Source organism: Uliginosibacterium sp. TH139 (assembly GCF_002855595.1).
GTDB classification, from domain to species: Bacteria; Pseudomonadota; Gammaproteobacteria; order Burkholderiales; family Rhodocyclaceae; genus Uliginosibacterium; species Uliginosibacterium aquaticum.
In genome coordinates this window covers 82761-109198 of sequence record NZ_PKRR01000007.1, presented here as the reverse complement: position 1 = coordinate 109198, position 26438 = coordinate 82761, and the positions used below count along the sequence as shown (strand labels likewise).

Annotated in this window: 20 protein-coding genes, 1 tRNA gene and 1 pseudogene; 12 read left to right on the top strand and 10 right to left on the bottom strand. The window is 58.6% G+C overall.

Features of this window, described 5'->3' with window-relative positions:
* Window positions 1-34: 34 nt before the first annotated feature.
* The 3 genes from C0V76_RS15425 to C0V76_RS15415 all read right to left on the bottom strand — a co-directional run bounded on the left by C0V76_RS15425 (window position 35) and on the right by C0V76_RS15415 (window position 5087).
* Window positions 35-2452 (bottom strand): sulfite reductase flavoprotein subunit alpha, encoded by a 2418-nt coding sequence (locus C0V76_RS15425; RefSeq protein WP_101943542.1) that lies wholly within the window; start codon window positions 2450-2452, stop codon window positions 35-37.
* Between the two features lies 1 nt (window position 2453).
* Complete coding sequence (locus tag C0V76_RS15420; protein ID WP_101943541.1) at window positions 2454-4586, bottom strand: TonB-dependent siderophore receptor; 2133 nt, start codon at window positions 4584-4586, stop codon at window positions 2454-2456.
* A gap of 416 nt (window positions 4587-5002) precedes the next feature.
* A tRNA-Leu gene (locus tag C0V76_RS15415) sits at window positions 5003-5087 on the bottom strand.
* Between the two features lie 91 nt (window positions 5088-5178).
* On the opposite strand from C0V76_RS15415, the gene hpnC reads away from it, so the two are divergent.
* The 3 genes from hpnC to hpnE are packed head-to-tail and all read left to right on the top strand — an operon-like array spanning window position 5179 to window position 8129.
* Window positions 5179-5991, top strand: coding sequence for a squalene synthase HpnC (hpnC, locus tag C0V76_RS15410; protein WP_101943539.1), 813 nt, complete (start codon window positions 5179-5181; stop codon window positions 5989-5991).
* A gap of 1 nt (window position 5992) precedes the next feature.
* Window positions 5993-6826 carry a presqualene diphosphate synthase HpnD gene (hpnD, locus tag C0V76_RS15405; protein ID WP_101943538.1) on the top strand — a complete coding sequence of 278 codons (834 nt, stop codon included), beginning with the start codon at window positions 5993-5995 and terminating at the stop codon, window positions 6824-6826.
* Window position 6827: 1 nt separating this feature from the next.
* Window positions 6828-8129 (top strand): hydroxysqualene dehydroxylase HpnE, encoded by a 1302-nt coding sequence (gene hpnE, locus C0V76_RS15400; RefSeq protein ID WP_101943536.1) that lies wholly within the window; start codon window positions 6828-6830, stop codon window positions 8127-8129.
* Between the two features lie 77 nt (window positions 8130-8206).
* Here the strand turns inward: hpnE and C0V76_RS15395 are convergent, their stop codons facing one another.
* Window positions 8207-8713 (bottom strand): phasin family protein, encoded by a 507-nt coding sequence (locus C0V76_RS15395; protein ID WP_101943535.1) that lies wholly within the window; start codon window positions 8711-8713, stop codon window positions 8207-8209.
* Between the two features lie 165 nt (window positions 8714-8878).
* On the opposite strand from C0V76_RS15395, the gene clpB reads away from it, so the two are divergent.
* Both clpB and C0V76_RS15385 read left to right on the top strand, forming a co-directional pair.
* Window positions 8879-11461, top strand: a complete 2583-nt coding sequence (clpB, locus tag C0V76_RS15390) for an ATP-dependent chaperone ClpB (protein WP_101943533.1) — start codon at window positions 8879-8881, stop codon at window positions 11459-11461.
* Between the two features lie 151 nt (window positions 11462-11612).
* A pseudogene (locus C0V76_RS15385) lies at window positions 11613-11782 on the top strand (transposase); the annotation flags it as partial.
* A 340-nt stretch (window positions 11783-12122) separates the two neighbouring features.
* Here the strand turns inward: C0V76_RS15385 and C0V76_RS15380 are convergent.
* The 5 genes from C0V76_RS15380 to ppsA all read right to left on the bottom strand — a co-directional run bounded on the left by C0V76_RS15380 (window position 12123) and on the right by ppsA (window position 16951).
* Window positions 12123-12560 (bottom strand): NfeD family protein, encoded by a 438-nt coding sequence (locus C0V76_RS15380; RefSeq protein ID WP_101943531.1) that lies wholly within the window; start codon window positions 12558-12560, stop codon window positions 12123-12125.
* Between the two features lie 3 nt (window positions 12561-12563).
* A complete protein-coding gene (locus tag C0V76_RS15375) occupies window positions 12564-12989 on the bottom strand; it encodes a polymer-forming cytoskeletal protein (RefSeq protein ID WP_101943529.1) in 426 nt (141 codons plus the stop codon).
* 18 nt (window positions 12990-13007) lie between these two features.
* Complete coding sequence (locus tag C0V76_RS15370) at window positions 13008-13298, bottom strand: hypothetical protein (RefSeq protein ID WP_101943527.1); 291 nt, start codon at window positions 13296-13298, stop codon at window positions 13008-13010.
* An 88-nt stretch (window positions 13299-13386) separates the two neighbouring features.
* Window positions 13387-14478: a M23 family metallopeptidase gene (locus C0V76_RS15365; protein ID WP_101943525.1), complete on the bottom strand. Its 1092-nt coding sequence runs from the start codon at window positions 14476-14478 to the stop codon at window positions 13387-13389.
* A gap of 100 nt (window positions 14479-14578) precedes the next feature.
* Window positions 14579-16951 (bottom strand): phosphoenolpyruvate synthase, encoded by a 2373-nt coding sequence (ppsA, locus tag C0V76_RS15360; protein WP_101943524.1) that lies wholly within the window; start codon window positions 16949-16951, stop codon window positions 14579-14581.
* A 145-nt stretch (window positions 16952-17096) separates the two neighbouring features.
* Between ppsA and C0V76_RS15355 the strand changes: the two genes are divergently transcribed.
* The 3 genes from C0V76_RS15355 (at window position 17097) to C0V76_RS15345 (ending at window position 21206) form a co-directional block, all read left to right on the top strand.
* Window positions 17097-17927, top strand: coding sequence for a pyruvate, water dikinase regulatory protein (locus tag C0V76_RS15355; RefSeq protein WP_101943522.1), 831 nt, complete (start codon window positions 17097-17099; stop codon window positions 17925-17927).
* Between the two features lie 242 nt (window positions 17928-18169).
* Window positions 18170-20746: a sodium-translocating pyrophosphatase gene (locus C0V76_RS15350; protein WP_371460281.1), complete on the top strand. Its 2577-nt coding sequence runs from the start codon at window positions 18170-18172 to the stop codon at window positions 20744-20746.
* 133 nt (window positions 20747-20879) lie between these two features.
* Window positions 20880-21206 (top strand): cupin domain-containing protein, encoded by a 327-nt coding sequence (locus tag C0V76_RS15345; RefSeq protein ID WP_101943519.1) that lies wholly within the window; start codon window positions 20880-20882, stop codon window positions 21204-21206.
* A 50-nt stretch (window positions 21207-21256) separates the two neighbouring features.
* Here C0V76_RS15345 and C0V76_RS15340 read toward each other — a convergent pair whose 3' ends face one another.
* Complete coding sequence (locus tag C0V76_RS15340) at window positions 21257-21583, bottom strand: PilZ domain-containing protein (protein WP_158239255.1); 327 nt, start codon at window positions 21581-21583, stop codon at window positions 21257-21259.
* Between the two features lie 228 nt (window positions 21584-21811).
* Here C0V76_RS15340 and C0V76_RS15335 point away from each other — a divergent pair, with 228 nt between their 5' ends.
* The 4 genes from C0V76_RS15335 to C0V76_RS15320 all read left to right on the top strand — a co-directional run bounded on the left by C0V76_RS15335 (window position 21812) and on the right by C0V76_RS15320 (window position 26437).
* The gene (locus C0V76_RS15335) at window positions 21812-23605 is read left to right on the top strand and encodes a glutamine--tRNA ligase/YqeY domain fusion protein (RefSeq protein ID WP_254048264.1); all 1794 of its coding nucleotides are present in this window, start codon (window positions 21812-21814) and stop codon (window positions 23603-23605) included.
* A gap of 59 nt (window positions 23606-23664) precedes the next feature.
* Window positions 23665-24591 (top strand): DUF808 domain-containing protein, encoded by a 927-nt coding sequence (locus C0V76_RS15330; protein WP_101943513.1) that lies wholly within the window; start codon window positions 23665-23667, stop codon window positions 24589-24591.
* 186 nt (window positions 24592-24777) lie between these two features.
* Complete coding sequence (locus C0V76_RS15325) at window positions 24778-25461, top strand: methyltransferase (protein ID WP_254048263.1); 684 nt, start codon at window positions 24778-24780, stop codon at window positions 25459-25461.
* 73 nt (window positions 25462-25534) lie between these two features.
* On the top strand, window positions 25535-26437 hold the full coding sequence (locus tag C0V76_RS15320; RefSeq protein ID WP_101943512.1) for a TIGR01777 family oxidoreductase: 903 nt from the start codon (window positions 25535-25537) through the stop codon (window positions 26435-26437).
* Window position 26438: the final 1 nt, after the last annotated feature.

Genomic DNA, 26438 nt, shown 5'->3' with positions numbered 1-26438 from the left:
ATGCAAGCGAATGTCGCTCGGGGCGTTGGTGTGCTCAGTACACGTCGCGCCGGTAGCGCTTTTGAGCGATCAGCAAGTCCAGCCCTTCACGCCCAAGCAAGGCTTCAAGCATGGCATCCACGCCACCCGCCATGCCCTGCAAACTACCGCAGACATGAATCACTGCGCCTTCACCCAGCCAGCGCATGAGGCGTGCGGACTCGCCACGCAGAAAGTCCTGCACATGGCCGCCGCCCGGCTCGCGCGAGAAGACACGATCCACCTCCAGCAAGCCCGCCTGCACCCAGACTCCGAACTCGGTTTCGCACACGCTATCGGTGGCACGATGGCGTTCCCCGAAGACCAGCCAGTTTCGCCCGAAGCCGCGTCGCACACGTTCGCGCAGCAAGCCACGTAGGCCGGCAATACCGGAGCCATTGCCGATGAAAATGCTGGGGCTATCGTCCTCAGCGAGAGTGAAGCTCGGATTTGCCTGCAGCCGCAGCGCCAGTTCGTCATCGAGCGGGCAATTCAGGGTCAGGAAACCCGAAGCCAGCCCGATACCCAGGGCATGATGATGCTGGCGTACGATTAACTGAAGACACCCATCTTCGTGGATCGACGCAATCGAGTAGCGACGTGGCGCCGGTAGATCCGGCTCAACGGAACATAAATGGGGACAGGGAAGGATCTCTACCAGTGCGCCGGGAGTCCAGTGTGGCAGCTCCCCTTTGGCTGGCAGCAGCGTGAGTTCGAACAGTGGCGAGCCACTGCTGCCAGGGTTGAGCAGCGTGCGCTGCGCAAGGCGCCACGGCTCCCAGGCCGGCGCGGCTTGGGCTGAAGCGCTCAGGCTGTCATCCCTCACACCAAAGCGCTTCAGCCCTGCAAACCAGTGCTCGACAGCCGCCGGCTCGGTTTCACAGGCAGGCGTAAGCGGCTGCCAGGCTTGAGCCCCGAAACGCAGCAAGGCGGCCTGCAAGCTGTGGCCGAAACCGCAGAACTGACGGTACTGCCGGTTTCCCAGTGCGAGCACTGCAAAACGCAAACGTTCGAGTTCCAGATCGGCCAAACCCAATGCTCGAGCAAAGCCGCGAGCCGTATCAGGCGCCTCACCTTCGCCGAAGGTACTGACCACGAACAGCGCCTGCGGAAAGCCCGCCAGCTCTGCCGGCTGAAGACTGGCAAGTGGCCTCATCACCACAGCGCGGCCAGCGGCCTGCAGCGCGGCGGCAGTGCGCAGCGCGAGCGACTCGGCGCGGCCGGTCTGACTCGCCCAGGCCACCAGGATGGACTCTTCCGCCGCTACGCCTACGACCGGCAAAAGCGCCTTGCGCTGACGCTCAGCCTCGCGCGCGCCACGCCGCCGCGAAAGATAGAGCAGCCAGCCAGTCACCCCCAGCACCGGCAGTGCCAATGCCGAAAGCATCATAAAGAGTTGCACGGCGAGACCGAAGTCGCGCCCCATATGCAGCGGATGAATCATCGCCAGTACACGCTTGCCCGTGCTCTGTTCGGCAAAGCGCTCGTCCTTCTTCAGCTTGCCATCGAGCGCGATGAGCATACGGTTGCGCTCGCGCTGATGCGCGGCATCCGGCAGCAGCCACAGGATTTCGAGCGCAGCCGACGCGGTTTCCGGCGGCCGTACGCGCAACTCGCGCCAGGCCGGCACCTTGTCGGCAAAGCGCTGCCAGGCGAGCGAAATGTCCGGCACGGCTCCATTAAGATCGGCCTTTGGCGGCATCTCCTTCTTCACGCGGGGCGCGCGTTCAATACCGGCCCAGCTGTCGACAGAGCTGCGCACGCTATCGAAGGACCAGTAGATTCCGGTAGCTGTAAGCAGCAACCAGGCCGGCAGGGCCCAGGTTGCCAGCACCGCATGTAGGCTCCAAAGGAAGGGCCTACCCTTCAGGCGTGGGTTGAAGCCAAGCCAGGTGCGCAAGTCCAGAGGCCTGCGGGGCCAGCGCAGGTAAAGGCCCGACGCGATCAGCAGCAACAAGCTACTCGACAAAATGCCGGCGACGACTCGCCCCGGCTCACGTGGCAGCAGAAAAAAGCGGTGCAGGCGCTCGATCCATTCAAAGAAAGCCTGGCCACGCGCTTCGCCAAGCAGTTGGCCGGTATAGGGATGGACATAGAGCGGCAGCAGCTTGCTCGCCCCAGGAGGCGTCTGCAGCAGCAGTTGCACGCTGCGCCCCGCTTCGGCAGAAAAAATAGCGGTGGTGATTCGCTCGCCACTGGGCAGCGGCACCACTGCAGGCAGAAGCAGCGGCGGTGCGAGCATGGGCACCGATTGCACCGGCACGCTGCGCAGACCCGGATTCAGCATATCGAGGATCTCCTCCTCGAACGACATCATCGCCCCGGACAGCCCGATCAGCATCAGGAGGCTGCCGGCAGTGATGCCGATCAGCCAATGCAGCTGAAAGAAGCTCCAGCGCAGGATTGCGCTCACCCCGCCGGCAGACCTGCTCATCTCAGAGATCGATCTTCATGCCGAGCTTGACCGTGCGCGGCGCCCCAGCTGCAAGTCGGGTACCGGCACCAGCCCAGTATTCTTTGTCAGTCAGATTCTCGATGTTGAGCTGCCAGCTTACTGCCCTAGAGAAGATGTGAGTCGCATAACGCGCACCAGCAGCGTAGAGCGTCACCGACGGTAGCCATGCCTGGTTCAGATCATCAACGGGACGACGCCCTGTGTAGTAGCTGCCCCCATTGAGTGTAAGGCCCGGCACCCAGGCCACATCCAGCGTCAGGAAGGCGCTCGCCGTCCGGCGGGCAGCATTTTCGGGCAGCTTGCCAACGTAGGCCGCCGCGCTCTTGCGGAAACGCGGATCCAGCCATTGTGCCGAGGTGAGCCAGCCCAGATCCCGTGTGATCTTGCCCTGAGTCGAGAGTTCGAGGCCGCGATAGCGTTGCTCGCCATCGGCCACGTAGTAACCATCGGTGCCGGTGTAGGCACCGGGCCGGTCGATCTGGAAGATTGCCGCAGAGAGCAACGTATCCCCCAGCACCTGCCAGCGCGAGCCCAGTTCGTACTGCTTGCTCACGCCAGGCGCCATCCGCTCACCCACGTTGAGCGCGCCGGTCGGGGCTGTGTCACCCTCCTCCAACCCTCGCGCATAAGAGGCGTAGAGCGAGAGCGAAGTGAGCGGACGATACACCGCGGCAAGCATCGGCGTAGTTTTGCTGACGTCATAGTGGTTGTCGGCCTGGTCGCTTCGATACAGCGAATACCGCAAACCACCGATGATTTGCCAATGATCAGACAGCGCAATGCGGTCCATCGCGTAGAAGCCGGTATCGGTGGTATTGAGCTCGGCCGTGGTCGGGCTGGTTGGCGTGGCAGCCCACACGACAGAACCGATCGAAACCGGACTGTAAAGATTCTGTGAAGCCACGGTGTAGGTGGTGCTGTAAATCGCGTCTTGCGACTTGTCCGTCTGCGAGAGCCCTAAGGTCAACTCGTGACGCCGGCCAAACGCGTCAACCGTGCCGAAAAGCTCGCTCTTCACTAGATCGGACTTCACCAGCGAATGCTGGCTCGTGCCCTGGATGCGGCCAGCGCCAGTCGCCACCGTGGCCGCGCTAGTGAAACGGAAGGTAGCCAGATTGCGATCGCGCGAGGTCTGCGCATGGCCACCTTCGAAGGTCAGCGTCCAGTTGTCGTCCAGCGCGTAATCGGCTCGGAGCAAGGCGTTCACTGCATCCGTCTCGAACTTCGAGTCACTCGGGCCGACGCTCTTCTTCGGGTCAACCGGATGCGGCAGCGTAATCACGCCATTGACTGCTGTCGGCAGCGTAACGCCGACCTGCTCGGTGGTCTTGCGGTGATCGTATTCGAGGTCCGTTTTCACGCGCAGGCGGTTCGACACCTTCCAGTCGAAGGCGGCCGCAGCAAATCGGCGATTGCCGGAATCCACTCCGTCGAGATAGCTGCCCACTGCGCCACCACCCGCATTCAGCCGCAGCCCATACTGGTCATTCTCGCCATAGCGACGACTCATATCCGTGGCCAGTATCGCGGTGCCATACTGATCAAGGTTCATCGATACGCTAGTCAGGGGCTTTGCGGTCGGCCGCTTGGTCACATAATTCACGATGCCCGCCGGCGCAGCAAAGCCATAGTAGAGCGCGGACGCGCCCTTGAGAACCTCAACACGCTCCTTGTCCTCAAGCATGGCCTGCCCGAAGTTCATGATCGGCAATGAACCGTTCAGCCGGTAATTGGTGCGGTTCTCCACCGCGATGCCACGGATAACCAGCTGATCCCAAGTTTCTCCGCCATTTTGCTGGCGCGTCACGCCGGCGGTGTTGCGCACGGCGTCATACAGGCCGCTGGCAGCCTGCTGATCAAGTGCTTCGCGTGTCACCACATTTACCGTGGAAGGCACATCCATCACATCCAAACCGCGGAAGCTGCCTGCCTCCACCGTATCGGCACGCAGACCACGGGCACTCTGGCCAGTGACGGTGATCACGCCCAGTTCGCTGATCGGAGCTGAGGCGCTGGCGGTAGGTTCAACGGCGCGCGCTGCCAGGGAGAAGAGTGCAAGGAGTACGGCCGCATGCTGTTTTCGGCATGCGGGCAGGACAGACAGGCTGTTCATGAAAAGAGGTTTCCTGCTGGAGTGGAGGACGGCACGAACACCGCATCGTTCGCGGCATGCGAACAATGAGAATGATACGCATCTGCACTCAAGTCAAGAACTATGACTTTCGTCGTAGAAGAGCACACCGGCAAAGGAGTCCACAACTAAGTCGCACTGCACCCTAGGAACAATCACACGCAGTTCGCGTGAACATGTGCGCGCGAGACTCGCTCTTCAAAGTGGGCAGACAGGCTCCGGTTTTGACGGCACCATCAACTCACGCCAGACAGAGCAGACAGGAAAATAAGAAACAGCAACAAATCAGAAGCTTGGGATTTGTTTTCTGAGAAAGATGCTGAACCTATTCGGTTTCCGAAAAGTCCCCAGCACATCGGCAGGTAATGAATAACCCACTGCAAGACTTGAAAACCTAGTGGTGCCCAGGAAGGGACTCGAACCCCCACGTATTGCTACGCCAGAACCTAAATCTGGTGCGTCTACCAATTTCGCCACCTGGGCCTTGAGGGGGCTGCGAGCGCAGCACACCGAAAGGAGGCGCGCATTATAGCCCGGCCGAAGCCTGCTGAGGGCAGCTATACTCGCTGCCCTCATGAGCGTTGATCATTACGAGAACTTTCCGGTTGCTTCCATCCTCCTGCCACGCCATCTGCGTGAGCCAGTGGAGGCCATCTATGTTTTCGCCCGCACAGCGGACGATATTGCTGACGAAGGCGATGCGTCACCTGCAGAGCGCCTGGCGAGCCTCGCCAGATACCAGCAACAGCTTGATCAGATAGAAGCCGGCAGCACACCGGACGAGCCGCTGTTTGCCCGTCTGGCGCTGAATGTGCGCCAATGGGCCCTGCCGATCCAGCTTCTGCGCGATCTGCTTGACGCTTTTGCGCAGGATGTGGTCAAGAAGCGCTATGCCGACTTTCCGGATTTGCTCGACTATTGCCGCCGCTCTGCCAACCCCGTCGGGCGGCTCCTGCTGCATCTCTACGCCGAAGCTACAGATGAAAACCTGCACCGCTCCGACCTCATCTGCTCCGCGTTGCAACTGATCAACTTCTGGCAGGACATCGGTATCGATTGGCGCAAAGAGCGCGTCTATCTGCCACAAACAAGTCTTGTGCAGTTTGCGGTCAGCGAAACGCAAATTGCTGCCGCAGATTGCGATGCAGCCTTTCGGGCGCTGATGCAGCATGAAGTGCAGCGCGCCCGTGCCATGATGCTTGAGGGCTCCCCCCTCGCTGCGGCGCTGCCGGGCCGCGTCGGCTGGGAATTGCGACTGGTGGTTCAAGGCGGACTGCGTATCCTCGAGCAGATCGAAGCCGTGGATTACGATGTGTTCCGCCAGCGCCCAGAGCTGGGCAAACTGGACTGGCTGCTGCTCGCCTGGCGGGCTCTTTGGATGAAATGACATGACTCCCGACGAATATTGCGAACAGAAAGCCGCCGCCAGCGGCTCATCCTTCTACTACAGCTTCCGTTTCCTCACCCCGGATCGGCGCCGGGCAATCACCGCGCTGTATGCCTTTTGCCGTGAGGTGGACGATGTGGTCGATGAGACCCACGATCCGGAAGTGGCAGCCCGCCAACTTGACTGGTGGCGCCTGGAAGTCAGCAAGATTTATGCGGGCGAGCCCGATCATCCGGTCGGCAAGGCGCTGGTGCAGGTCGTCCGCGACTTTCGCCTTCCGCAGGAGCAACTGCTCGAAATCATCGATGGCATGCAGATGGATCTGGAGCAGGCGCGCTACGCTGACTTCAAGGACTTGCAGCTCTACTGTTATCGGGTAGCCAGCGTGGTAGGCCTGCTTGCGGCCGAGATCTTCGGCTACACGAATCGCCAGACGCTCAAATACGCTCACGACCTGGGCATTGCCTTCCAGCTCACCAATATCATCCGCGATGTGGGCGAAGATGCCCGCCGCGGACGCATTTACCTGCCGGTATCCGAGCTGGAGCAATTCAATGTCCCGGCGAAAGACATTCTCGATGCGCGCAGCAGCGAAAACTTCCAGCGCCTGATGGCCTTTCAGATCGAACGCGCGCAGAAATACTACGATCAGGCCCTGGCTCAACTGCCGGCGGAAGACCGCAAGAGCCAACGCGCCGGCCTGATCATGGCGGCAATCTATCGCGAGACCCTGCACGAAGTGGAGGCTGACGGCTGTCGCGTGCTGACACACCGGGTTTCGCTGACCCCGCTGCGCAAGCTGTGGCTGGCGGTGAAAGCCTGGATCAAGAGCTGAAATGAGCACCCGCGTCGCCATCATCGGAGCCGGCTATGCCGGCCTAGCAGCCGCTGTCGAACTGACCCGGGCCGGCGTTGACGTAACCGTCTTCGAAGCTTCTCGCGTGATGGGTGGCCGTGCCCGCGTAGTGGAGAAGGATGGCTTCCGGCTGGACAACGGTCAGCACATTCTGCTCGGCGCCTATACCGAAACGCTGCGCCTCTTGCGCTTTCTGAAAGTAAATCCAAAGCGCCTGCTGAGCCTGCCTTTCGTGCTGCATGTGCCAGGGCGCCTCAACCTGCGTGCGGCCGCCCTGCCCGCTCCGCTACATCTGGCTGTTGGCCTGTTGCGCAGCCGTGAGCTCTCCTGGGCAGACCGTTTTGCAGCCCTGCGCCTGATCCGCTTCCTGAAAAAAAACGACTGGAAGCTTGGTGAGGACTACCCGGTCAGCACATTGCTCAAGCGCACCCGGCAAACGCCCCTGCTGTGCGAGCTGATGTGGAACCAGCTGTGTGTGGCGGCACTCAATACGCCGCCCGAACAGGCTTCCGCTCAGGTATTTGCGAATGTGCTGCGCGACTCGGTCGGCGCCTCTGCCTCAGCTTCCGAAATGCTGATCCCGAGGGTCGACCTCTCGGAACTACTGCCGGTGCAGGCCGGAGTGTACTTGGGCACGAACGGCACTGCGATCCACACCGCAAGCCCGATCAAACAGGTCAGCCTGATTGATGGGCGCTTCTTTCTGGAGGGAGATCCGGGGGAGAGCTCGCACTACAGTCATGTCATCGTCGCCACCGCGCCCTATCACGCCAGCAGTCTGCTCGGTAATTTTGCCGAGCTGACTTACCTGCGTGGTCAGATCGATGCCCTGTCACATGAACCGATCACCACCGTATATCTGGCCTACGATGAGGACGTCAGCCTGCCCGAGGCGATGATCCAGCTTTCCGGTTCGGTCGTGCAGTGGCTCTTTGACAAGCAGCGCAGCACCGGCGAGAAAGGGCTGTTGGCAGGCGTGATTTCGGCCAGCGGGCCTCACACGGCACTCTCGCGCGAAGAACTCGCACTGCAGGCACATCAAGCAGTGGAAGCCCTGTTCCCCCTGCGCAAGCTGCCAGCACCTCGCTGGAGCCAGGTCATCACCGAGAAACGCGCCACCTTTGCTTGCCGCCCGGGCGTTGTACGCCCACTCACCATCACACCAGTCAGGAACCTCATGCTGGCGGGCGACTACGTCAATTCCCCCTACCCTGCCACCATCGAGGCCGCAGTGCGTTCCGGCCTCAATGCGGCTCGCCAGGTACTGCGCAACCCGGCCTGAAAGCAAGACAGCAAGGGCCACCGCTGCACGTGCAGGGATAGCCTTCTACCGTCTATTTTGCAGCACAGCCGAGCAGGCTACTTCTTTCCGCCGGGCATCTGGGCAAAGGAAGAGAACGCGTCGCTGGAGGCCTTGGCGACCTGCTCCAGCGTCTTGCGGGCGGTATCAAAAGTGTGCTGCAGGGCTTCAGCAGCGGCGTGACTATTGAGCGGCATGCCCTTGAGCATCTGCTGCATGGCATCGAACATTTCCTGGCCGCCCTTGTTGAGCTGATCACTCACCAGATGGCCCAGTTCGGCCTGCATATCGGAGGTAATCTCGGCAATGCTGCGGCTACAGGAGAACATCTTGTCCGCCGCATGCTGCGCATAGCGAGCCCGCAACTCCATTGCGTCCTGCGGTGATTTGGCCTGAGCCAGCGCCTTGGCGCTGTTCACGCCGTCATCAAAGATCTCGCGGGCCACATCCACCTGCAATTGCAGAATGCGCTGTGAGTTCTCAATGGAAAGCTGTGCGAGGCGCATGGCAGATTCAAGGTTCTTTTTCTGCATCTGGGCCACTGCGTCTTCCGGTTTCGTTGGCATACAAAACTCCTCTTGTCAGGAAAACACTCACAAAGTTCTGGCCTTGCTGCAACAGGGATTGCCCCAGCAAAGACCCTCTCCTACTTTACGGCCGCAGGCGGCCGGACTTGAAAGCCCGTCATGCGGGCCCCATGTTTCCATCAGACAGATACAGGAGCCCCAGCCATGCGTTTCGACAAGCTCACCACCAAATTCCAGCAGGCCCTCGCAGATGCTCAGAGCATTGCCGTGGGTCACGAAGGCCAGTACATCGAACCACAACATCTGCTTGCTGCTCTGCTGGCTCAGGAAGACGGTGGCACCGCCTCCTTGCTGACCCGAGCCGGAATGAATGTACCGGCGCTGAAGACCGCATTGGACCGCGCCATCGACCGCCTGCCACAGGTGCAGGGCGGCAATGGGGAAGTACAGGTTGGCCGCGATCTCGCCAACCTGCTCAACGTGACCGACCGCGAAGCCCAGCAACGCGGCGACCAGTTCATCGCCAGCGAGATGTTCCTGCTTGCGCTCGCCAAGGACAAGGGCGACACCGGCAAGCTTTTCAAGGAACACGGCGCCAGCCAGAAAGCACTGGAAGCCGCCATCGAAGCCGTGCGCGGCGGTGCCAGCGTGAGCGACGCCGAAGCCGAGTCTCAACGTGAAGCATTGAAGAAATACTGTCTGGACCTCACCGATCGTGCCCGTCAGGGCAAGCTGGACCCTGTGATCGGACGCGATGACGAAATCCGCCGTGCGATCCAGATCCTGCAGCGCCGCACCAAGAACAACCCGGTGCTGATCGGCGAACCCGGTGTGGGCAAGACCGCCATCGTCGAAGGCCTGGCCCAGCGCATCATCAATGGCGAAGTGCCGGAAACCCTCAAGGGCAAGCGGGTGCTGTCACTCGACATGGCGGCGCTCCTCGCTGGCGCCAAGTATCGCGGCGAATTCGAGGAGCGTCTGAAAGCCGTACTCAACGACATCGCCAAGGAAGAAGGCCAGCTCATCATCTTTATCGACGAGCTGCACACCATGGTCGGTGCTGGCAAGGCCGAAGGCGCAATGGATGCCGGCAACATGCTCAAGCCCGCGCTGGCGCGCGGCGAACTCCACTGTATCGGCGCAACGACGCTGGACGAATACCGTAAATACATTGAGAAGGACGCCGCGCTGGAGCGCCGCTTCCAGAAGGTGCTGGTCGACGAGCCCTCGGTGGAATCCACCATCGCGATCCTGCGTGGCCTGCAGGAGAAGTACGAACTGCACCACGGCGTGGACATCACCGACCCGGCCATCGTGGCGGCGGCCGAGCTGAGCCACCGCTACATCACCGACCGCTTCCTGCCGGACAAAGCCATCGACCTGATCGACGAGGCCGCCGCGCGCATCCGCATGGAAATCGATTCCAAACCCGAGGTGATGGACAAGCTGGAGCGCCGCATCATCCAGCTCAAGATCGAGCGCGAAGCCGTTCGCCGCGAGAAGGACGAAGCCTCGAAAAAGCGCATGGACCTGATCGAAACCGAGATCGCCAGGCTGGAGCGCGAATACACCGATCTGGAAGAGGTCTGGAAAGCCGAGAAGGCTGTGGTGGTGGGCTCGCAGCACATCAAGGAAGCCATCGAACAGCTCAAGCAGCAGATGGAAGAAGCACGCCGCAAGGGCGACTGGCAGAAGATGAGCGAGCTTCAGTATGGCGAATTGCCCAAGCTGGAAGCCCAGTTGCACGCGGCCGAAGGCGCGGAGACCTGTCGCCCGGCCAACAAGCTCTTGCGCACCCAGGTCGGCGCAGAGGAAATTGCCGAGGTTGTCTCACGCGCCACCGGCATCCCGGTCGCCAAGATGATGCAGGGCGAACGCGAAAAGCTCTTGAAGATGGAAGAGAAGCTGCACGAACGCGTGATCGGGCAGGATGAAGCCGTGCGCCTCGTGAGCGACGCGATCCGCCGCTCCCGCGCTGGGTTGTCTGAAGAAGGCAGGCCCTACGGATCCTTCCTCTTTCTCGGCCCCACCGGGGTGGGCAAGACCGAGCTATGCAAGACACTGGCCGGCTTCCTGTTTGATTCCGAGGAGCACCTGGTCCGCATCGACATGAGCGAGTTCATGGAGAAGCACTCGGTCGCCCGCCTGATCGGCGCGCCGCCCGGCTACGTGGGCTACGAAGAAGGCGGTTACCTGACCGAGCAGGTGCGCCGCAAACCCTACTCCGTGCTGCTCTTCGACGAAGTCGAAAAGGCCCACCCGGACGTCTTCAACGTGCTGCTGCAAGTGCTGGGCGACGGCCGCATGACCGATGGTCAGGGCCGCACCGTCGACTTCAAGAACACCGTGATCGTGATGACTTCGAACCTGGGCAGCCAGATGATCCAGCAGATGGCCGGCGAGCCTTACCCGGCCATCAAATCAGCCGTGATGAGCGAGGTGAAGACCTTCTTCCGTCCCGAGTTCATCAACCGCATCGACGAGGTGGTGGTTTTCCATGCGCTGGGCGATGCGCACATCAAGTCGATTGCACGCATTCAGCTGGAGAACCTCAAGAATCGTCTGGCCAAACTGGAAATCGGCTTGACCGTGACAGAGGCTGCGCTATCTGAAGTCGCCAAAGCTGGCTTCGATCCTGTTTTTGGCGCCCGCCCGCTCAAGCGCGCGATCCAGGAGCACATTGAGAATCCGCTGGCCAAAGAAATCCTCGAAGGACGATTTGGCGCAAAGGATACGGTTGTGGTGGATGACGGCAATGACGGTATCCGTTTTCACAAGCCAAACTGAGAGGAAATTAAAAAGGCCCGGCAAACCGGTAATGCAGTCCAGTTAAGGCTCTTTAATGTGCCTAGTTAGATAGCGATGAGGTTTGGCTTTGACTACACGAGGGCATTCTCGCCCCCGTTGTTTTTCAACGATGGCCAATTGCAATTGCTGGCGCAATCAATTGCACACCTTTGCAGTTATGCCTCAGCGCTGGACCGTGGAGCGCTCGTTTGCGTGACTTGAGCAGTCTCGCCGACTGTGAAAAACGCGGAGCGTCAGCTCAATACAAGTCCCCAGTTCATACACCTAGCACTCTTAACCTTGCTGCTGAAAAGATCGTGAACAGCTTCTTAGTACAGCACGCTGCGTCAGTTGGGCATTGCCTTTCCGCCAACACGAGCTAAGCTTGGGATGCGTTTCAAGCGCTTGCTACTTTGCTTGGAACGATTCACAAGAGACAGGAGGCTTTATGGTTCTTAGTCCGCCGCAGTCAGTGGCGAGAGTTCAGTAAAAGTCCGACGGCTGACCGCCGAATACCTGGGCCGTGAGTGCCTTGGTCAAAGACCTGCGAAGCCCAAGCCCGAAACGCTTGGGCTTCATGTTTTGGTGCCGATAGGGTTTGACGCGACTGCAGCATCTAACCTCTCTGTCGATGCAAATCCTGATCGCGCTCGCGCTGCGTTCAGGCGGCCCCAACGCGGACGCAACTGCCCTCAACAGCCAAAACCCGAACCCTTGAGCCTGCACTCAGTTTCGCTTCGGCAATACATGCCCAGCGATCCGAACCGAGCACCGGACGCTGAAACAACACTTCGCCCGGCACATAAGGCTCGACAGCCTTTACCAGCAGCCCTATCTCGCCAAGCGCTTCGGACGAGCTACCGACACGCAGATCATCCGGCCTGCGCCGGAAAAACCGCAGCCAGCCGAAGGTAAGCGCGGTCGAAAGCACCGCCCACAGCAAGAGTTGAAGTGTCATCGGCATGGGGATGAGCAACACCAGCAAACCCAACGCCAGTGCCGCAACACCCAACCAGATCAAGACCAGTGCCGGCAAAGCAAGCTCGGCCACGCAAAGCGCAAAGCCGATCACGATCCAGTGCCACCACAGAATCGACATGAATTACTTGCTTCCACCAGCGGCAGTCGCCGCCAGCTCAACGACATTGGAAGCGTCCTCAGCATCCCCTAGACGGGTCAGTTTGCCTTCAACCGACGCCCCGCAATCCATGCGCAGTTGCCGATAGCTGATATTGCCAGTAACGCGGGCACTGGCTTGCAGCTCGAGGAAATGTGCAACCTCCAGATCGCCGACGATGGTGCCGTTGATCACCGCGTCGTAGGCACTGACATTACCGTGAATACTGCCCTGATCACTGAGCACGAGCAGGCTCTTTGCACCACTTCGCGGCAAAACGTTGCCACGGATATGTCCGTCCACACGCAAACCATCAAGGAAATGCACATCCCCCATCACTTCCATGTTGCCGGCGATCAGGCTGGAAAGCTTGGTCAGTTCGATCGGACTATCTTTCTTTTTTCCAAACATAGCGAGACTCCGGATTCGTTACTGGCCGCCCTGCGCGCCAGTAGCCGCATGACTGCGATAAAAACTCAGGTTCTTGTTAGCCTGCTTGAGCGCTTCAGCCTGACTGGCTGCTTCGCGCTCCAATGATTCTCGGGTTGCTCGCTCATGCCCCAAACTCATCTTGAGCTCTGAGAGTTCAGCCTGCAGCTTGGCATTCTCTGTCTTCTGGGCAGCAAGCGCTTCGTGAAGTTGCAAGGCGGGCGCGGCACTGGAAGGCATCAGGAAAAAGCCTCCGGCCCCCATCAGCAGGACGCACAGTGCGAAAAGCATCAAAAACCGTTTTCGCTGCCGCGAAGTGTCGATGGTCAAGGCAAAAGATGCACCACTAAGCGTACGGGTAATGCGGTCAGATTTACGCTCAGACATTCGGAACCTTATCGCCGATATTCAGGTAATACATGGGGTCCACAAAACGTCCGTTGTGCAGAATTTCGAAATGCAGATGCGGTCCGGTCGAACGGCCAGTTGTCCCGACGGCCGCAATCAATTGTCCCGGCGTGACCAGGTCGCCTGTTTTTACGTGCATCTTCGAAGTGTGGGCATAGCGCGTGAGCAAGCCGTTGCCATGATCGATCTCGATCACAAAACCAAGCTCTGACACCCAGCCAGCATTCTTGACCCGGCCACCACCCGCAGCATGGATGGGGGTACCAGACTCAGCCTCGAAATCAAGGCCCGAATGAAAAGCTATCCGACCAGTAAACGGATCAACCCGATTACCGAAGCGCGAGCCGATACGCTGATCCTGCAGCGGCTGCTGTGTGGGCAAGGCCATGTAATTGACACTGCGTGTTGCCGCAGCGGCTTCGACCTTGCGCAGCAGATCCTGCAGGCAAGTCAGTGTCTTTTCTGCGCCTGCAATCTGAATTTCGCTCGCGCCCCCTTGGCCAGCAGCAGACTCACACAATTGCGCCGCGAGTACCCGCCCTCCCGCTCCACCCTTGGCCGGAGAGCCAACTCCGGCCTGCACAGCGGGCTTACCGGTCTTGAGTTCGGCAACGCGGGACTCAAGCATTTCAAGTGCTGTAAGTTTTTTCACTAGAGACCGCGCCTCTGACTCCAGCGTCAACAAACGCCCGCTGACATCACCAAGGCGATCAAAAGTAAAGCGTTCTTTGACTGGGTCAGTCTGCCTCGCTTGAATGCCTGGCATCTGCTGCGCCGGACCAAAATGCTGGCCCAGCACCCAACCCAAAGCAAATGCGCCGCCTGCAAGACAACTACACAGCAGGCATGCGCCGGCCACGACTCGTCTCAGACTGAGCATGCGCACGCCAGACTGCGCCACCCCCTGCGATGTATGCAGAATAAATGCCATCGTATCCCTCCCTGATGCGCCGTGCGATCTTGCTTGCTGCAAATCGCAGCCGGTGAGAATTAGATGAAAAAGCTCACCGAACTCAGGTTGTAATTCAGACTTACAAGATAAGGCTCTTGCAGAGCCTGTCATCGGCAGAATCCGTGGGATATTAACACTTCGCCACACAAAAAAGGCAAGCCACCCCCCGACCAGAGGAGACTTGCTTGCCTTGAGCGTTGCTGAAACGGGGTCAGTGCCGGCTATGTTCAGCCAGCTTTAGCCAAGTATCCACGACGGTATCCGGATTCAACGAGATCGTCTGAATCCCTTCATCCATAAGCCATTCAGCGAAATCAGCATGATCCGAAGGGCCTTGACCACAAATGCCAACGTATTTCCCTAGGCGATTACAGGCTTTAATTGCGGCCGACAACAGAACTTTGACCGCTGGATCACGCTCATCAAATGCATGAGCCACCAAACCCGAGTCACGATCCAGCCCCAAGGTGAGTTGCGTCAAATCATTCGAGCCGACGGAAAAACCATCAAAGTATTCGAGGAAACGCTCAGCCAGCAAGGCATTAGAAGGAATCTCACACATCATGATGAGTTTAAGCTCGTCCACTCCACGCTTCAGTCCGTTTTCTTCGAGCAGACGCACTACTTCGCGCGCCTCCTCCAGCGTACGCACAAAAGGCACCATCAATTGAACATTGCTAAGCCCCATTTCTCCGCGTACTTTTTTCATTGCCAAGCATTCCAGCTCAAAACACTCCCTGAAACTGTGAGCGATGTAACGTGATGCACCGCGAAAACCAAGCATTGGATTTTCCTCTTCCGGCTCATAGATTTCCCCTCCGAGCAATTTCCGATATTCATTCGATTTAAAATCGGAGAGCCGGACAATCACGGGCTTGGGCCAGAATGATGCCGCGATAGTAGCGACTCCTTCAGCCAGACGCTGGATGAAAAAATCCCGAGGAGAATCATAACCTCTTGATTTTCTTAAAATCTCCTCCTGAACACTAGCCGGCATTTGCTCAACCTCGAGCAGCGCCTTGGGATGGATACCGATCATGTTATTGATCACAAACTCAAGCCGTGCCAGCCCAACACCAGCATTCGGAATTTGTGCAAACTCAAATGCCAGTTCCGGATTACCTACGTTCATCATGATTTTTACGGGGATCTCGGGAAGATTCCCCATATCAGTACTAACAACCTCGTATTCGAGCCGCCCACGATAGACATAGCCGGTATCACCTTCTGCACAGGAAACCGTGACTGAATCTCCCTCAAGCAGGACCTCGGTGGCGTCTCCACACCCCACAATGGCCGGAATCCCTAATTCACGCGCAATAATGGCGGCATGACAAGTGCGCCCCCCGCGATTGGTCACAATTGCTGCCGCCCGCTTCATGACCGGTTCCCAGTTCGGATCAGTCATGTCCGTCACGAGAACATCCCCCTCCTGGACCCGATTCATTTCTGCAGCACTAGCCACGATGCGTACCGGCCCCGCCCCCACTTTCTGGCCGATGGCACGTCCACTCGCAAGCACGCGGCCATGTTGCTTAAGTCGATATTTCTGGCGCACCAGAGAATGGGCCTCCTGTGATTTGACCGTCTCAGGGCGGGCCTGAAGGATATACAGCTTGCCATCCTCACCATCCCTCCCCCATTCGATATCCATCGGGCGGCCATAGTGCTTCTCAATGATGCAGGCGTATCGAGCCAGCTCAAGCACTTCGGAATCAGCCAGAGAAAACTGCTGACGCTCCGCTTCGGCCACATCCAGCATCCGAGTGGAACGCCCGGCTGCCGTCGCTTCGGCAAATACCATCTTGATAAGCTTGGAGCCCAGACTGCGGCGAATCACTGCATTCTTGCCAGCAACAAGCATGGCCTTGTGCACAAAGAACTCATCAGGATTCACTGCACCCTGTACAACGGTTTCGCCCAGCCCATAAGATGAAGTGATAAACACCACGTCATGGAAACCTGATTCGGTATCAAGCGTGAACATCACCCCGGCAACTCCTTTATCGGAGCGCACCATACGTTGCACACCCACAGAAAGTGCAACATCGGCGTGAGTAAAGCCTTTATGTACCCGATAGGCTATGGCGCGGTCGTTATAGAGCGAGGCGAAAACTTCACGAATGGCGTGAAGCAAATTCTCGAAGCCACGGATATTCAGGAAACTTTCCTGCTGCCCCGCAAAGGATGCATCAGGCAAGTCTTCGGCGGTGGCTGATGAGCGCACCGCAAAACTCCCATCACCGGCCTTGCTCAGACGCTCGTAATGAGCCCTTATTTCTTCTTCCAGCGGCGCTGGAAGAGGGGTTTCAACAATCCATTGACGAATGCGCGCACCCGTTGCGGCCAAGGCAATGACATCTTCAACATTCAGGCAGCCAAGCTCGGCATTGATCCTGTCAGCGAGACCTTGGTGAGCGAGAAAGTCTCGATAGGCCTGGGCCGTCGTAGCAAAACCACCTGGCACTCTGACACCCGCGCCATTAAGTTGGCTGATCATTTCCCCGAGTGAAGCGTTTTTACCGCCGACCAAAGGAACGTCACTCATCCGCAGGTTTTCGAAAGGGATGACATGCTGGCTCATGGGAAAACCTCTCTGTTGTTTGGGGTTGGCTTATTGATTACTGACGTATTGCGGATCATTCTATAGAGCGAATTGCTGCAATGCATCAGAAAGAACCCCTACGGTCAATCACGCATCAAGTGATTGTTAGGAAAGGATTTTGTTCATGAAAGAACACTCTCTGCGAACCGTTTTTTTCATCTCCGACGGCACGGGCATCACCGCTGAGACACTCGGCCACAGCCTGCTCGCACAGTTTCCTGACTGCCGTTTCAGGCATGTCCGGGCACCTTTCGTGGACAGCCTCGACAAGGCTCACGATTGTGTCAGGCAGATTCGCGCAGCAGCACTACGTGACGGCTTGCGGCCGATCGTAGTCAGCACATTAGTCAACGCCGAAGTAGTAGCCGCCTTGCGGGGGGCCAATGCGCTGTATCTCGATCTCTTCGAGCAGTACATCGGGCCGCTGGAGAGTGAGCTGGGCATGCGTTCAACACATACAGTTGGCCGCTTTCACGGAATTGCCGAGAGCGAGGACTACAAATTTCGCATCGAAGCCATCAACTTTGCACTGGCTCATGATGATGGACAGAGCAACGCAAAGTTGGCCGAGAGCGATGTGATCCTTGTCGGAGTTTCACGCTCAGGAAAGACACCGACCAGTCTTTATCTGGCAATGCAGTTCGGTGTAAAAGCTGCAAATTACCCGCTTATCCCGGAAGATTTCGAACGCAATAAACTACCAGCAGATCTCACCCAGCATCGCAACAAGCTCTATGGATTAACCATTACACCAGAACGACTGTCTCAGATCCGACAGGAACGGCGCCCCAACAGCAAATACGCGGCCCTGGACAACTGCCGACAGGAGATCGAAGCGGCCCAACGCCTGATGCGCCGAGAGGGAATTCCATTCATCGAATCGACAACCCGCTCCATAGAGGAGATCTCTGCAAAAATTCTGCAGGAGGTTCGAATCAATCATTCCACATACTGAAATATAGGTATTTACCCCTATGCCCGTGCAATAAAAACTGCGCGGGCTTTTTAATTTTTGATTTGTGCAGCGCACTCATCAAAGGTGTTTGAGCACCGTCAACCCTAATAGGCAGGCACATACGAACAATGCGATCACCCGAAACGTTGACTCATTTTTTACACAACGTTCCTTCGGGCAAGCATACAAAGTGTCTTGTTGATAGATGCACCTAAGAGGAGACGGTTATGTCATTTGCAAGTTTGGCCGAACAGGCTGGCGCACGAGCATTAGCGCGCAGCGGCAAGGCCCTAGTAAGTCGTTTTCAGTGCCTCCTGGCGCTGGCATTCGGCGCAGTTTCACTTCCGGCCATAGCAAACGGCGGCGAGGCCAACCTTGTCCTGCCGAAGCTCAATGACCCGGCACTTGCTACGTTCCTCAATGGTATGACTGGTAGTTCGCTGCTGGGCTGGGGCCTTCTGATCTGTGTGCTGGGCCTGATTTTCGGCGCTGTGATCTACAACCAGGTCAAGAACCTGCCTGTTCATCGCTCAATGGCCGAAGTTTCTGAACTGATCTACGAAACCTGCAAGACCTACATGATCACGCAAGGCAAGTTCCTGCTGATCCTGGAAGCCTTCATTGCCGTCATCATCATCGGCTACTTCGGTTTTGTCGCTCAGAATGCCCAGGGCGGCGCAGGTCTGCCAGCCAGCGAAGTGCTACTGATTCTGGCCTTCTCACTGGTCGGCATCGCCGGTTCCTTTGGCGTGGCCTGGTTCGGCATCCGCATCAATACCTTTGCCAACAGCCGAACTGCTTTTGCTTCGCTGCAAGGCAAAGCTTTCCCGGTGTACGCGATTCCGCTGAAGTCCGGCATCTCAATCGGCATGCTGCTGATTTCGACCGAACTGCTGATCATGCTGGCCATCCTGCTGTTCATCGATCCCTCGCTGGCCGGCAAGTGTTTCATCGGCTTCGCTATCGGTGAATCCTTGGGCGCAGCAGCCCTGCGCATCGCAGGCGGCATTTTCACCAAGATCGCCGACATCGGCTCCGACCTGATGAAGATCGTCTTTAAAATCAAGGAAGACGACGCCCGCAATCCCGGCGTGATCGCCGACTGTGTGGGTGACAATGCAGGTGACTCCGTTGGCCCGACCGCCGATGGCTTCGAAACCTACGGTGTGACGGGTGTCGCACTGATCTCCTTCATCATGCTGGCTGTTCCGGAAGCAGCCACCCAGGTTCAATTGTTGGTGTGGATCTTCGTGATGCGCGTGATGATGATCATCGCCTCTGGCGCGTCTTACCTGCTCAACGAAGCTTTCGCCAAGGCCAAGTACGGCAAGGTCGAAAAATTCGATTTCGAGCATCCGCTGACCTCGCTGGTCTGGGTGACCTCCATTGTTTCCCTGATCCTGACCTTTGTGGTTTCCAAGGCCCTGATCGGTGACCTCAGCATCAACGGCGTGGCCTACACCAGCCTGTGGTGGCAGCTGTCCCTGATCATTACCTTCGGCACCTTGGCCGGCGCGATCATTCCGGAAATCGTCAAGGTATTCACCTCGACCAAATCCGGTCACGTCCGTGAAGTGGTAACGGCCTCCCGTGAAGGTGGCGCCAGCCTAAACATCCTGGCCGGTCTGACAGCAGGCAACTTCTCGGCGTTCTGGATGGGGGTGATCATCGTCGGCCTGATGACTGGCGCTTACCTTGTATCGCAGGGCGAGCTGGCTCACGTGATCAACCCTGACCTGGCCAAGGGCAGCATCATGGCCGCCGTATTCTCTTTCGGCCTGGTCGCTTTCGGCTTCCTGGGCATGGGTCCGGTGACCATTGCGGTCGACTCCTATGGCCCGGTGACCGACAACGCCCAGTCCGTCTATGAACTCTCCACTATCGAAGCCATTCCCGGCATCGAAGCGGAAGTGAAGAAGGATTTCGGCTTCGATGCGAACTTCGACAAGGCGAAGGACCTGCTCGAAGAAAACGATGGCGCCGGCAACACCTTCAAAGCCACTGCCAAGCCGGTACTGATCGGCACGGCCGTAGTGGGTGCTGCCACCATGGTGTTCTCGATCATCATGCTGCTGACCGACGGTCTGAACGCCGATGTACAGAAGCTCTCGATGCTCTACCCCCCCTTCCTACTTGGTCTGATCTCGGGTGGAGCAACGATCTTCTGGTTCTCTGGCGCATCCACCCAAGCCGTATCGACCGGGGCCTACCGTGCGGTTGAATTCATCAAGCGCAACATGAAGCTCGATGGCGAAACCAAAGCATCCACGGAAGACTCCAAAAAGGTCGTGGCGATCTGCACCCAGTACGCGCAGAAAGGCATGTTCAACATCTTCATGGCAGTTTTCTTCGGCACCCTGGCCTGCGCCTTCGTTGAACCCTTCTTCTTCATCGGCTACCTGATCTCTTTGGCCATCATTGGTCTGTACCAAGCTGTGTTCATGGCCAACGCCGGCGGCGCCTGGGATAACGCTAAGAAGATCGTTGAAACCGAACTGCGCGCCAAGGGTACCGACCTGCACGCGGCAGCCGTGATTGGCGATACAGTGGGCGACCCGTTCAAGGACACCTCCTCGGTGGCCATGAACCCGATCATCAAGTTCACCACCCTGTTCGGTCTGCTGGCCGTGGAGATGGGTGTTGGCATGGTTGCTCATGGCCAACAGACCTTGGCCTATGCGCTGGCCGCAGTCTGCTTGATGGGTAACCTGTTCTTCGTGTATCGCAGCTTCTATGGGATGCGGATTGAAGTGCTGAACACTGAGGCTCCAGAAGCTTCTCTTCAGGGCAGTAACGAAGTAGCTTTCGAATCGAAGTAAATCTGCGACCAGGGCCTCGGACCTGTCTCGAAAAACCGGCCCCTGCGCCGGTTTTTCTTTTTGATCGGGCAATCCGCTTGCAGGAAAACCCTAGCGTTGTTTTATAATTGGCCGATCTTACCCGGAGAAAAACATGTTCGTATTTGGCAAGGATTGCGTACTCGAAGATATGGGCGGTGGCGTCAGCCGCAAGATTCTGGCTCACAACGGCAAGATGATGCAGGTGGAGGTTCACTTCGCAGATAACGCCATCGGCTACATGCACAACCATCCGCATGAACAGCTGACTCACGTCCTGTCTGGTGAATTCGAATTCACCATCGGCGACGAAGTCAAGATCGTTTCGGCTGGCGACACTCTCTATAAGGAACCGAACATCATGCACGGCTGCAAGTGCCTGAAGGCTGGCGTGCTGCTTGATACCTTTACGCCGATCCGTGAAGACTTCCTGAAAAAGTAAGCTCTTTTGTGATCAAGTAAAGAAACCGGCCTTGTGCCGGTTTTTATTTTTCAGCATCTTTGTGCCATACGCAACCAGTCGCCCCACTGGGGCGGCACCTGCTCGAAACGTACACCGGTCAGAATGCTATCGGACTCAAGTACCTGATAGCACACCCTGCTGCGTAGGATGCACTCCCCTTGCCCCGGAATCTGCAGACGCAATCGTAACAAGGAGCCTGGCGCGAAGGCATGCGCCGAGCGCAGGCGCAAGCCCTCTTCGCTGACATCGACTGCGTGGCATGCCAGCAACTCCCCCGTCGTGCGCGTTACCAGTAAGGGCCAGTCAATGCGCCGGCGCAAAGCAGCACGCCGCTCACGCTCGCGTTGCGTAAGCATGGAGCAATCCGGCTCTTTGTCTGAAGCATCAAGCATTGGGTAAAGGCTCACTCAAGGGATGCCCCAGTATTGCCCCGTCACCGGGCTCGCACTGAAGGCCTGCCCTTTAAGTCTCTCAAGGGGTGTTCAGCACAAGCGGCCCAGTACCGACAGGCTCCGTCGAAAGGTAGAATGCTGCTTTGCGAAACCCACTGGTTTCCTCCCGTTTTCCATTCCGGACCCTATCCCGTGAGCGCACCCGACAAGAACGCTGCCCCTGCCGCAGCGCAAACCACCAATTTCCTCCGAAACATCATCGATGCTGAGCTTGCCAACGGCAAATTCGCGCAGCGTGGCTGGGCCGGCCAGCCTGGCGAGGGCAGCCTGCATGACGCAGCGGCCCCAGACCCCGCCCGGATCCGTACCCGCTTTCCGCCGGAGCCGAATGGCTATCTGCATGTAGGCCACGCCAAGTCGATCTGCCTGAACTTCGGTCTCGCGCGCGATTACGGTGGTGTGTGCCACATGCGTTTTGACGATACCAATCCGGAGAAGGAAGATCAGGAGTACGTCGACTCGATTCTCGATGCAATCCAGTGGCTGGGCTTTTCGTGGGACGCGAACGGCACCCATCATCAGTATCAGGCCAGTGACTACTTCGATTTCATGTACCACGCCGCCGAGCTGCTCATCGAGCGTGGCATGGCTTACGTCGACCAGCAAACGGCCGATGAGATGCGCTCCAATCGCGGCACGCTGACCGAAGCCGGCAAGAACTCGCCTTGGCGCGATCGCCCAATCGAAGAAAACCTGCGCCTGTTCCGCGAGATGAAGGACGGCAAACACGCCGAAGGCAGCATGATTCTGCGCGCGAAGATCGACATGGGCTCGCCCAACATCAATCTGCGCGACCCGGCGATCTACCGCATCCGTTTTGCCGAACACCACAACACCGGCAACAAGTGGTGCATCTACCCGATGTATACCTTCGCGCACCCGATCGAGGATGCGCTGGAGCGCATTACTCACTCAATCTGCACGCTTGAGTTTGAGGATCAGCGCCCCTTCTACGACTGGCTGCTCGGCCAACTGCGCGACGCCGGCATGTTTTCCGAGCCGCTGCCGCGCCAGATCGAATTCGCCCGTCTGAACCTGACCTACGTAATCACCAGCAAACGCAAGCTGATGCAGTTGGTTAACGAAAAGCACGTGGAAGGCTGGGACGATCCGCGCATGCCCACCATCGTTGGCCTGCGTCGCCGCGGCTACACGCCCGAAGCCATCCAGCTGTTCTGCGAGCGCATCGGTGTCTCCAAGGGTGACAGCTGGATCGACTACAGCATTCTTGAAGGCGCCTTGCGCGATGACCTGGACGAAAAAGCTCCGCGCGGCATGGCTGTGCTCGATCCGCTCAAGCTCAAACTTACCAACTGGAACGCACTCTTTGGTACCGGGCACACAGAGCCCTGCTCCGCCCCGGTCCACCCTCACCACGAAGCCATGGGCGTGCGTAAGTTCAATCTGACCCCTGAAGTATGGATTGAGCGTGAAGACTTCCAGGAAGTGCCTGAAAAGGGCTTCCGTCGCTTGTTCCCCGAAAACATGGCACGCCTGAAGTACGGCTATGTCATCAAGTGCACGGGCTGCGAAAAGGATGCCGACGGTAACGTAACGGCGGTACTCGCCGAGATCGTGCCGAACACCAAGAGCGGCACGCCAGGCGCTGACAGCGTCAAGGTCAAAGGCGTGATCACCTGGGTTTCCGCCTCCGAAGGCGCACCTGCGGAGATCCGCCTGTACGACCGCCTGTTCACCGAAGCTCAGCCAGACGCTGGTGGTCGCAACTTCCTCGATGCGATCAACCCTAACGCGAAACGCGTAATCCAGACCTGGGTCGAGCCGGGCCTGACAAACGCTACAGCGGGAACCAGCTTCCAGTTCGAGCGTCACGGTTATTTCGTCGCCGACCGCAAGGATCACGGCCAGAGCGGAAAACTTGTATTTAACCGAACGACCACGCTGAAAGACAGCTGGGGCAAGTAACCCCGCTCAGGAAGGGGCTCGCAGAAGCCCCTTTTTCACGCCTCACGAAAGAGAAAACCATGGCCGGAAGCAGTCTGCTCGTCTTGATCGACGATATCGCCACCCTCCTTGATGACGTAGCCCTGATGAGCAAGGTTGCGGCCAAAAAAACGGCCGGTGTGCTGGGAGATGATCTTGCACTCAATGCCCAGCAAGTAACTGGCATTAATGCTGATCGTGAGTTGCCGGTGGTCTGGGCGGTAGCCCTCGGCTCGCTGCGCAACAAGCTGATCCTGGTGCCATCCGCCTTGCTGATCAGCGCGATTGCTCCCTGGCTCGTCATGCCACTGCTAATGATCGGGGGTGCATATCTATGCTTCGAGGGCTTCGAAAAAATTGCTCACAAGTTTCTGCATGCTCAAGAAGAAGCTTCCGAGCATGCCGAGCGTCTGCAAGCCCTGCAAGACCCCAGCATCGACATGCGGGCCTTCGAGCGCGAAAAGATCAAGGGGGCCGTGCGCACCGACTTCATTCTTTCAGCCGAGATCATTGTGATCGCGCTGGGCACGGTGGCCAATGAGCCTTTCATGAGTCGCCTTCTGGTACTTGCGACGATCGGATTCGTAATGACTATCGGGGTGTACGGCTTTGTGGCCCTGATCGTGAAGCTGGATGACGCGGGCCTCTACCTCAACGCAAAACAGAACATCGCGGCACGCAAGCTTGGTCAAAGTCTGTTGTGGTTTGCCCCGTGGCTGATGAAAGCCCTCTCAGTGGCCGGCACAATAGCGATGTTTCTCGTCGGTGGCGCAATCGTGCTGCACGGCATTCCCGGCAGTCACGCCCTGCAGCAGCAGATCGAGGTCTGGGTGCATGACATTCCCCTGCTTCCCAGCCTGCTACCAACGCTGGTCAATGCCCTCGCCGGCCTCCTCACAGGTGCGCTTTGCGTGCTGCTGCTCAGCCTTCTAGCCCCCCTGATCAGCGGCCTGCGCAAGGCGCAGTAAAAACCCCAGGCGCGGCTGGACGGGGGCGGAGTGCCCGCGTATCCTGCCTTCTCGGTTGTGCCCACTACCAACCGAGCATCGTTCTGCTCCGCGTAAATGCGTTCACGCACTGCCAGCCCGCCAGGACTGTGCGTTCCGTCCCGCCCATTTCCCCGCCGCACAACTCCGATTCACGCGCCTTCCGACATGGCAGGCGGCAAGAAGCAGGTAGAGCCAGTGCCGGGTTATCAGGTCAAGCACGAAAACATTTCGGTGGTCGGTGTCGCCGATCTCCACATCCGCTCGCTGCTCGATCGTCAGCAGTATTCAGATCCGAATGGCGAAGCCGAAGCGCTGGGCGTGCCGCCCGCAAGCTGGCCCCTGTTCGGTTTGCTCTGGCCTTCCGGCCAGATTCTTGCGCGTCTGATGGCCGAGCGGATAGTCACTACCGAACGCATTCTGGAGCTGGGTTGTGGCTTGGGCCTTGCCAGCCTCGTCGCACACCGCCGCGGCGCGGATATCACCGCCAGCGACTTTCACCCACTCGCAGCCAGCTTCCTGCTGGAAAACCTGCGTCTCAACGCAATGAGCGCTCTGCCCTTCGTGCGCACGGGCTGGCAGGACGACTGCACCGAACTGGGACGCTTCGGCCTGATCATCGGCAGTGACGTGCTCTATGAGCGCGACGAAGCCGGCGTGCTGCCAGCCTTCATTGAACGTCATGCCTACGCTCAAGCCGAGGTGCTGATCGTTGATCCGGACCGGGGCAACCGTCCGCACTTCAATCGGCATATGAGCACACTGGGCTTTGCTTTCAGCGACACCCGCGCCGACTGCATCCATCCCGATGGCAGCCGGTACAAGGGGCGAATCCTGCGCTATCGGCGATAAAGCGCCGCCGGCGTGCAGGCGGCTGCGCTTTCTGGTTCAATCCGGGAACTCCAGCAGCGCGAGAGACTGAATCATGGACATCCTGATCACCGGCGGCACTGGCCTGCTTGGCCGCGCCTTGTGCAGTGCACTGCTTGCCAATGGGCATCGCCTCACAGTCCTCAGTCGCCGCCCAGAAAAGGTTCCCAGCCTCTGCGGCGAAGGCGTGCGAGCGCTGCGCAGCCTGGATGAATGGTGGCCCGAAATGCACTTCGATGCCATCATCAATCTCGCTGGCGCACCCATCATCGACCGCCCCTGGAGTGAAGCCCGCAAACAGACCCTGTGGCGCAGCCGGGTCGGCCTCACGCAGCAACTCGTAGCGGCCATTGAGCGCGCGCGACACAAACCCGGCGTACTGCTGTCGGGTTCAGCAATCGGTTATTACGGTGATTGTGGCGACGCCACCTGCTCCGATGCCATCTACAGCAATCCTGGCGCCCAGGACTTTGGCGCCCGCCTGTGCGCCGCCTGGGAAACAGCCGCCCTCGCCGCCGAATCGGCCGGCACCCGTGTATGCCTCTTGCGCACCGGGCTTGTACTGACACCTCACGGGGGACTACTGGCTCGCCTGCGCTTGCCGTTCAGCCTGGGACTCGGTGGGCGCTTGGGAGGCGGTCAGCAGTGGATGAGCTGGATCCAGATCGAAGACTGGGTTGGCGCAGTACTTCACCTGCTCGACACAACATCAGCGCGTGGGCCCTACAACCTCACCGCCCCACAGGCGCTGCGCAATGCTGACTTCACAGCGGAACTGGGTGCGATGCTGCAGCGTCCGACGCTCTTACCAGCACCGGCTTTCGTTCTGAAACTTCTGCTTGGTCAGCGAGCCTATCTCTTGCTGGGTGGTCAGCGCGTATTACCGGACCGCCTGATAGAAACGGGCTACCACTTTCGCCATCCTGAAATCCGTGGTGCGTTGCGCAGCGGCCTCTAAA

What these genes read in the sequence shown, in the direction of transcription:
- C0V76_RS15425 (WP_101943542.1), bottom strand. Translation starts at nt 2,452, where the DNA reads ATGAGCAGGTCTGCCGGCGGGGTGAGCGCAATCCTGCGCTGGAGCTTC.
- C0V76_RS15420 (WP_101943541.1), bottom strand. Translation starts at nt 4,586, where the DNA reads ATGAACAGCCTGTCTGTCCTGCCCGCATGCCGAAAACAGCATGCGGCC.
- hpnC (WP_101943539.1), top strand. Translation starts at nt 5,179, where the DNA reads ATGAGCGTTGATCATTACGAGAACTTTCCGGTTGCTTCCATCCTCCTG.
- hpnD (WP_101943538.1), top strand. Translation starts at nt 5,993, where the DNA reads ATGACTCCCGACGAATATTGCGAACAGAAAGCCGCCGCCAGCGGCTCA.
- hpnE (WP_101943536.1), top strand. Translation starts at nt 6,828, where the DNA reads ATGAGCACCCGCGTCGCCATCATCGGAGCCGGCTATGCCGGCCTAGCA.
- C0V76_RS15395 (WP_101943535.1), bottom strand. Translation starts at nt 8,713, where the DNA reads ATGCCAACGAAACCGGAAGACGCAGTGGCCCAGATGCAGAAAAAGAAC.
- clpB (WP_101943533.1), top strand. Translation starts at nt 8,879, where the DNA reads ATGCGTTTCGACAAGCTCACCACCAAATTCCAGCAGGCCCTCGCAGAT.
- C0V76_RS15380 (WP_101943531.1), bottom strand. Translation starts at nt 12,560, where the DNA reads ATGTCGATTCTGTGGTGGCACTGGATCGTGATCGGCTTTGCGCTTTGC.
- C0V76_RS15375 (WP_101943529.1), bottom strand. Translation starts at nt 12,989, where the DNA reads ATGTTTGGAAAAAAGAAAGATAGTCCGATCGAACTGACCAAGCTTTCC.
- C0V76_RS15370 (WP_101943527.1), bottom strand. Translation starts at nt 13,298, where the DNA reads ATGCTTTTCGCACTGTGCGTCCTGCTGATGGGGGCCGGAGGCTTTTTC.
- C0V76_RS15365 (WP_101943525.1), bottom strand. Translation starts at nt 14,478, where the DNA reads ATGACAGGCTCTGCAAGAGCCTTATCTTGTAAGTCTGAATTACAACCT.
- ppsA (WP_101943524.1), bottom strand. Translation starts at nt 16,951, where the DNA reads ATGAGCCAGCATGTCATCCCTTTCGAAAACCTGCGGATGAGTGACGTT.
- C0V76_RS15355 (WP_101943522.1), top strand. Translation starts at nt 17,097, where the DNA reads ATGAAAGAACACTCTCTGCGAACCGTTTTTTTCATCTCCGACGGCACG.
- C0V76_RS15345 (WP_101943519.1), top strand. Translation starts at nt 20,880, where the DNA reads ATGTTCGTATTTGGCAAGGATTGCGTACTCGAAGATATGGGCGGTGGC.
- C0V76_RS15340 (WP_158239255.1), bottom strand. Translation starts at nt 21,583, where the DNA reads ATGCTTACGCAACGCGAGCGTGAGCGGCGTGCTGCTTTGCGCCGGCGC.
- C0V76_RS15330 (WP_101943513.1), top strand. Translation starts at nt 23,665, where the DNA reads ATGGCCGGAAGCAGTCTGCTCGTCTTGATCGACGATATCGCCACCCTC.
- C0V76_RS15325 (WP_254048263.1), top strand. Translation starts at nt 24,778, where the DNA reads ATGGCAGGCGGCAAGAAGCAGGTAGAGCCAGTGCCGGGTTATCAGGTC.
- C0V76_RS15320 (WP_101943512.1), top strand. Translation starts at nt 25,535, where the DNA reads ATGGACATCCTGATCACCGGCGGCACTGGCCTGCTTGGCCGCGCCTTG.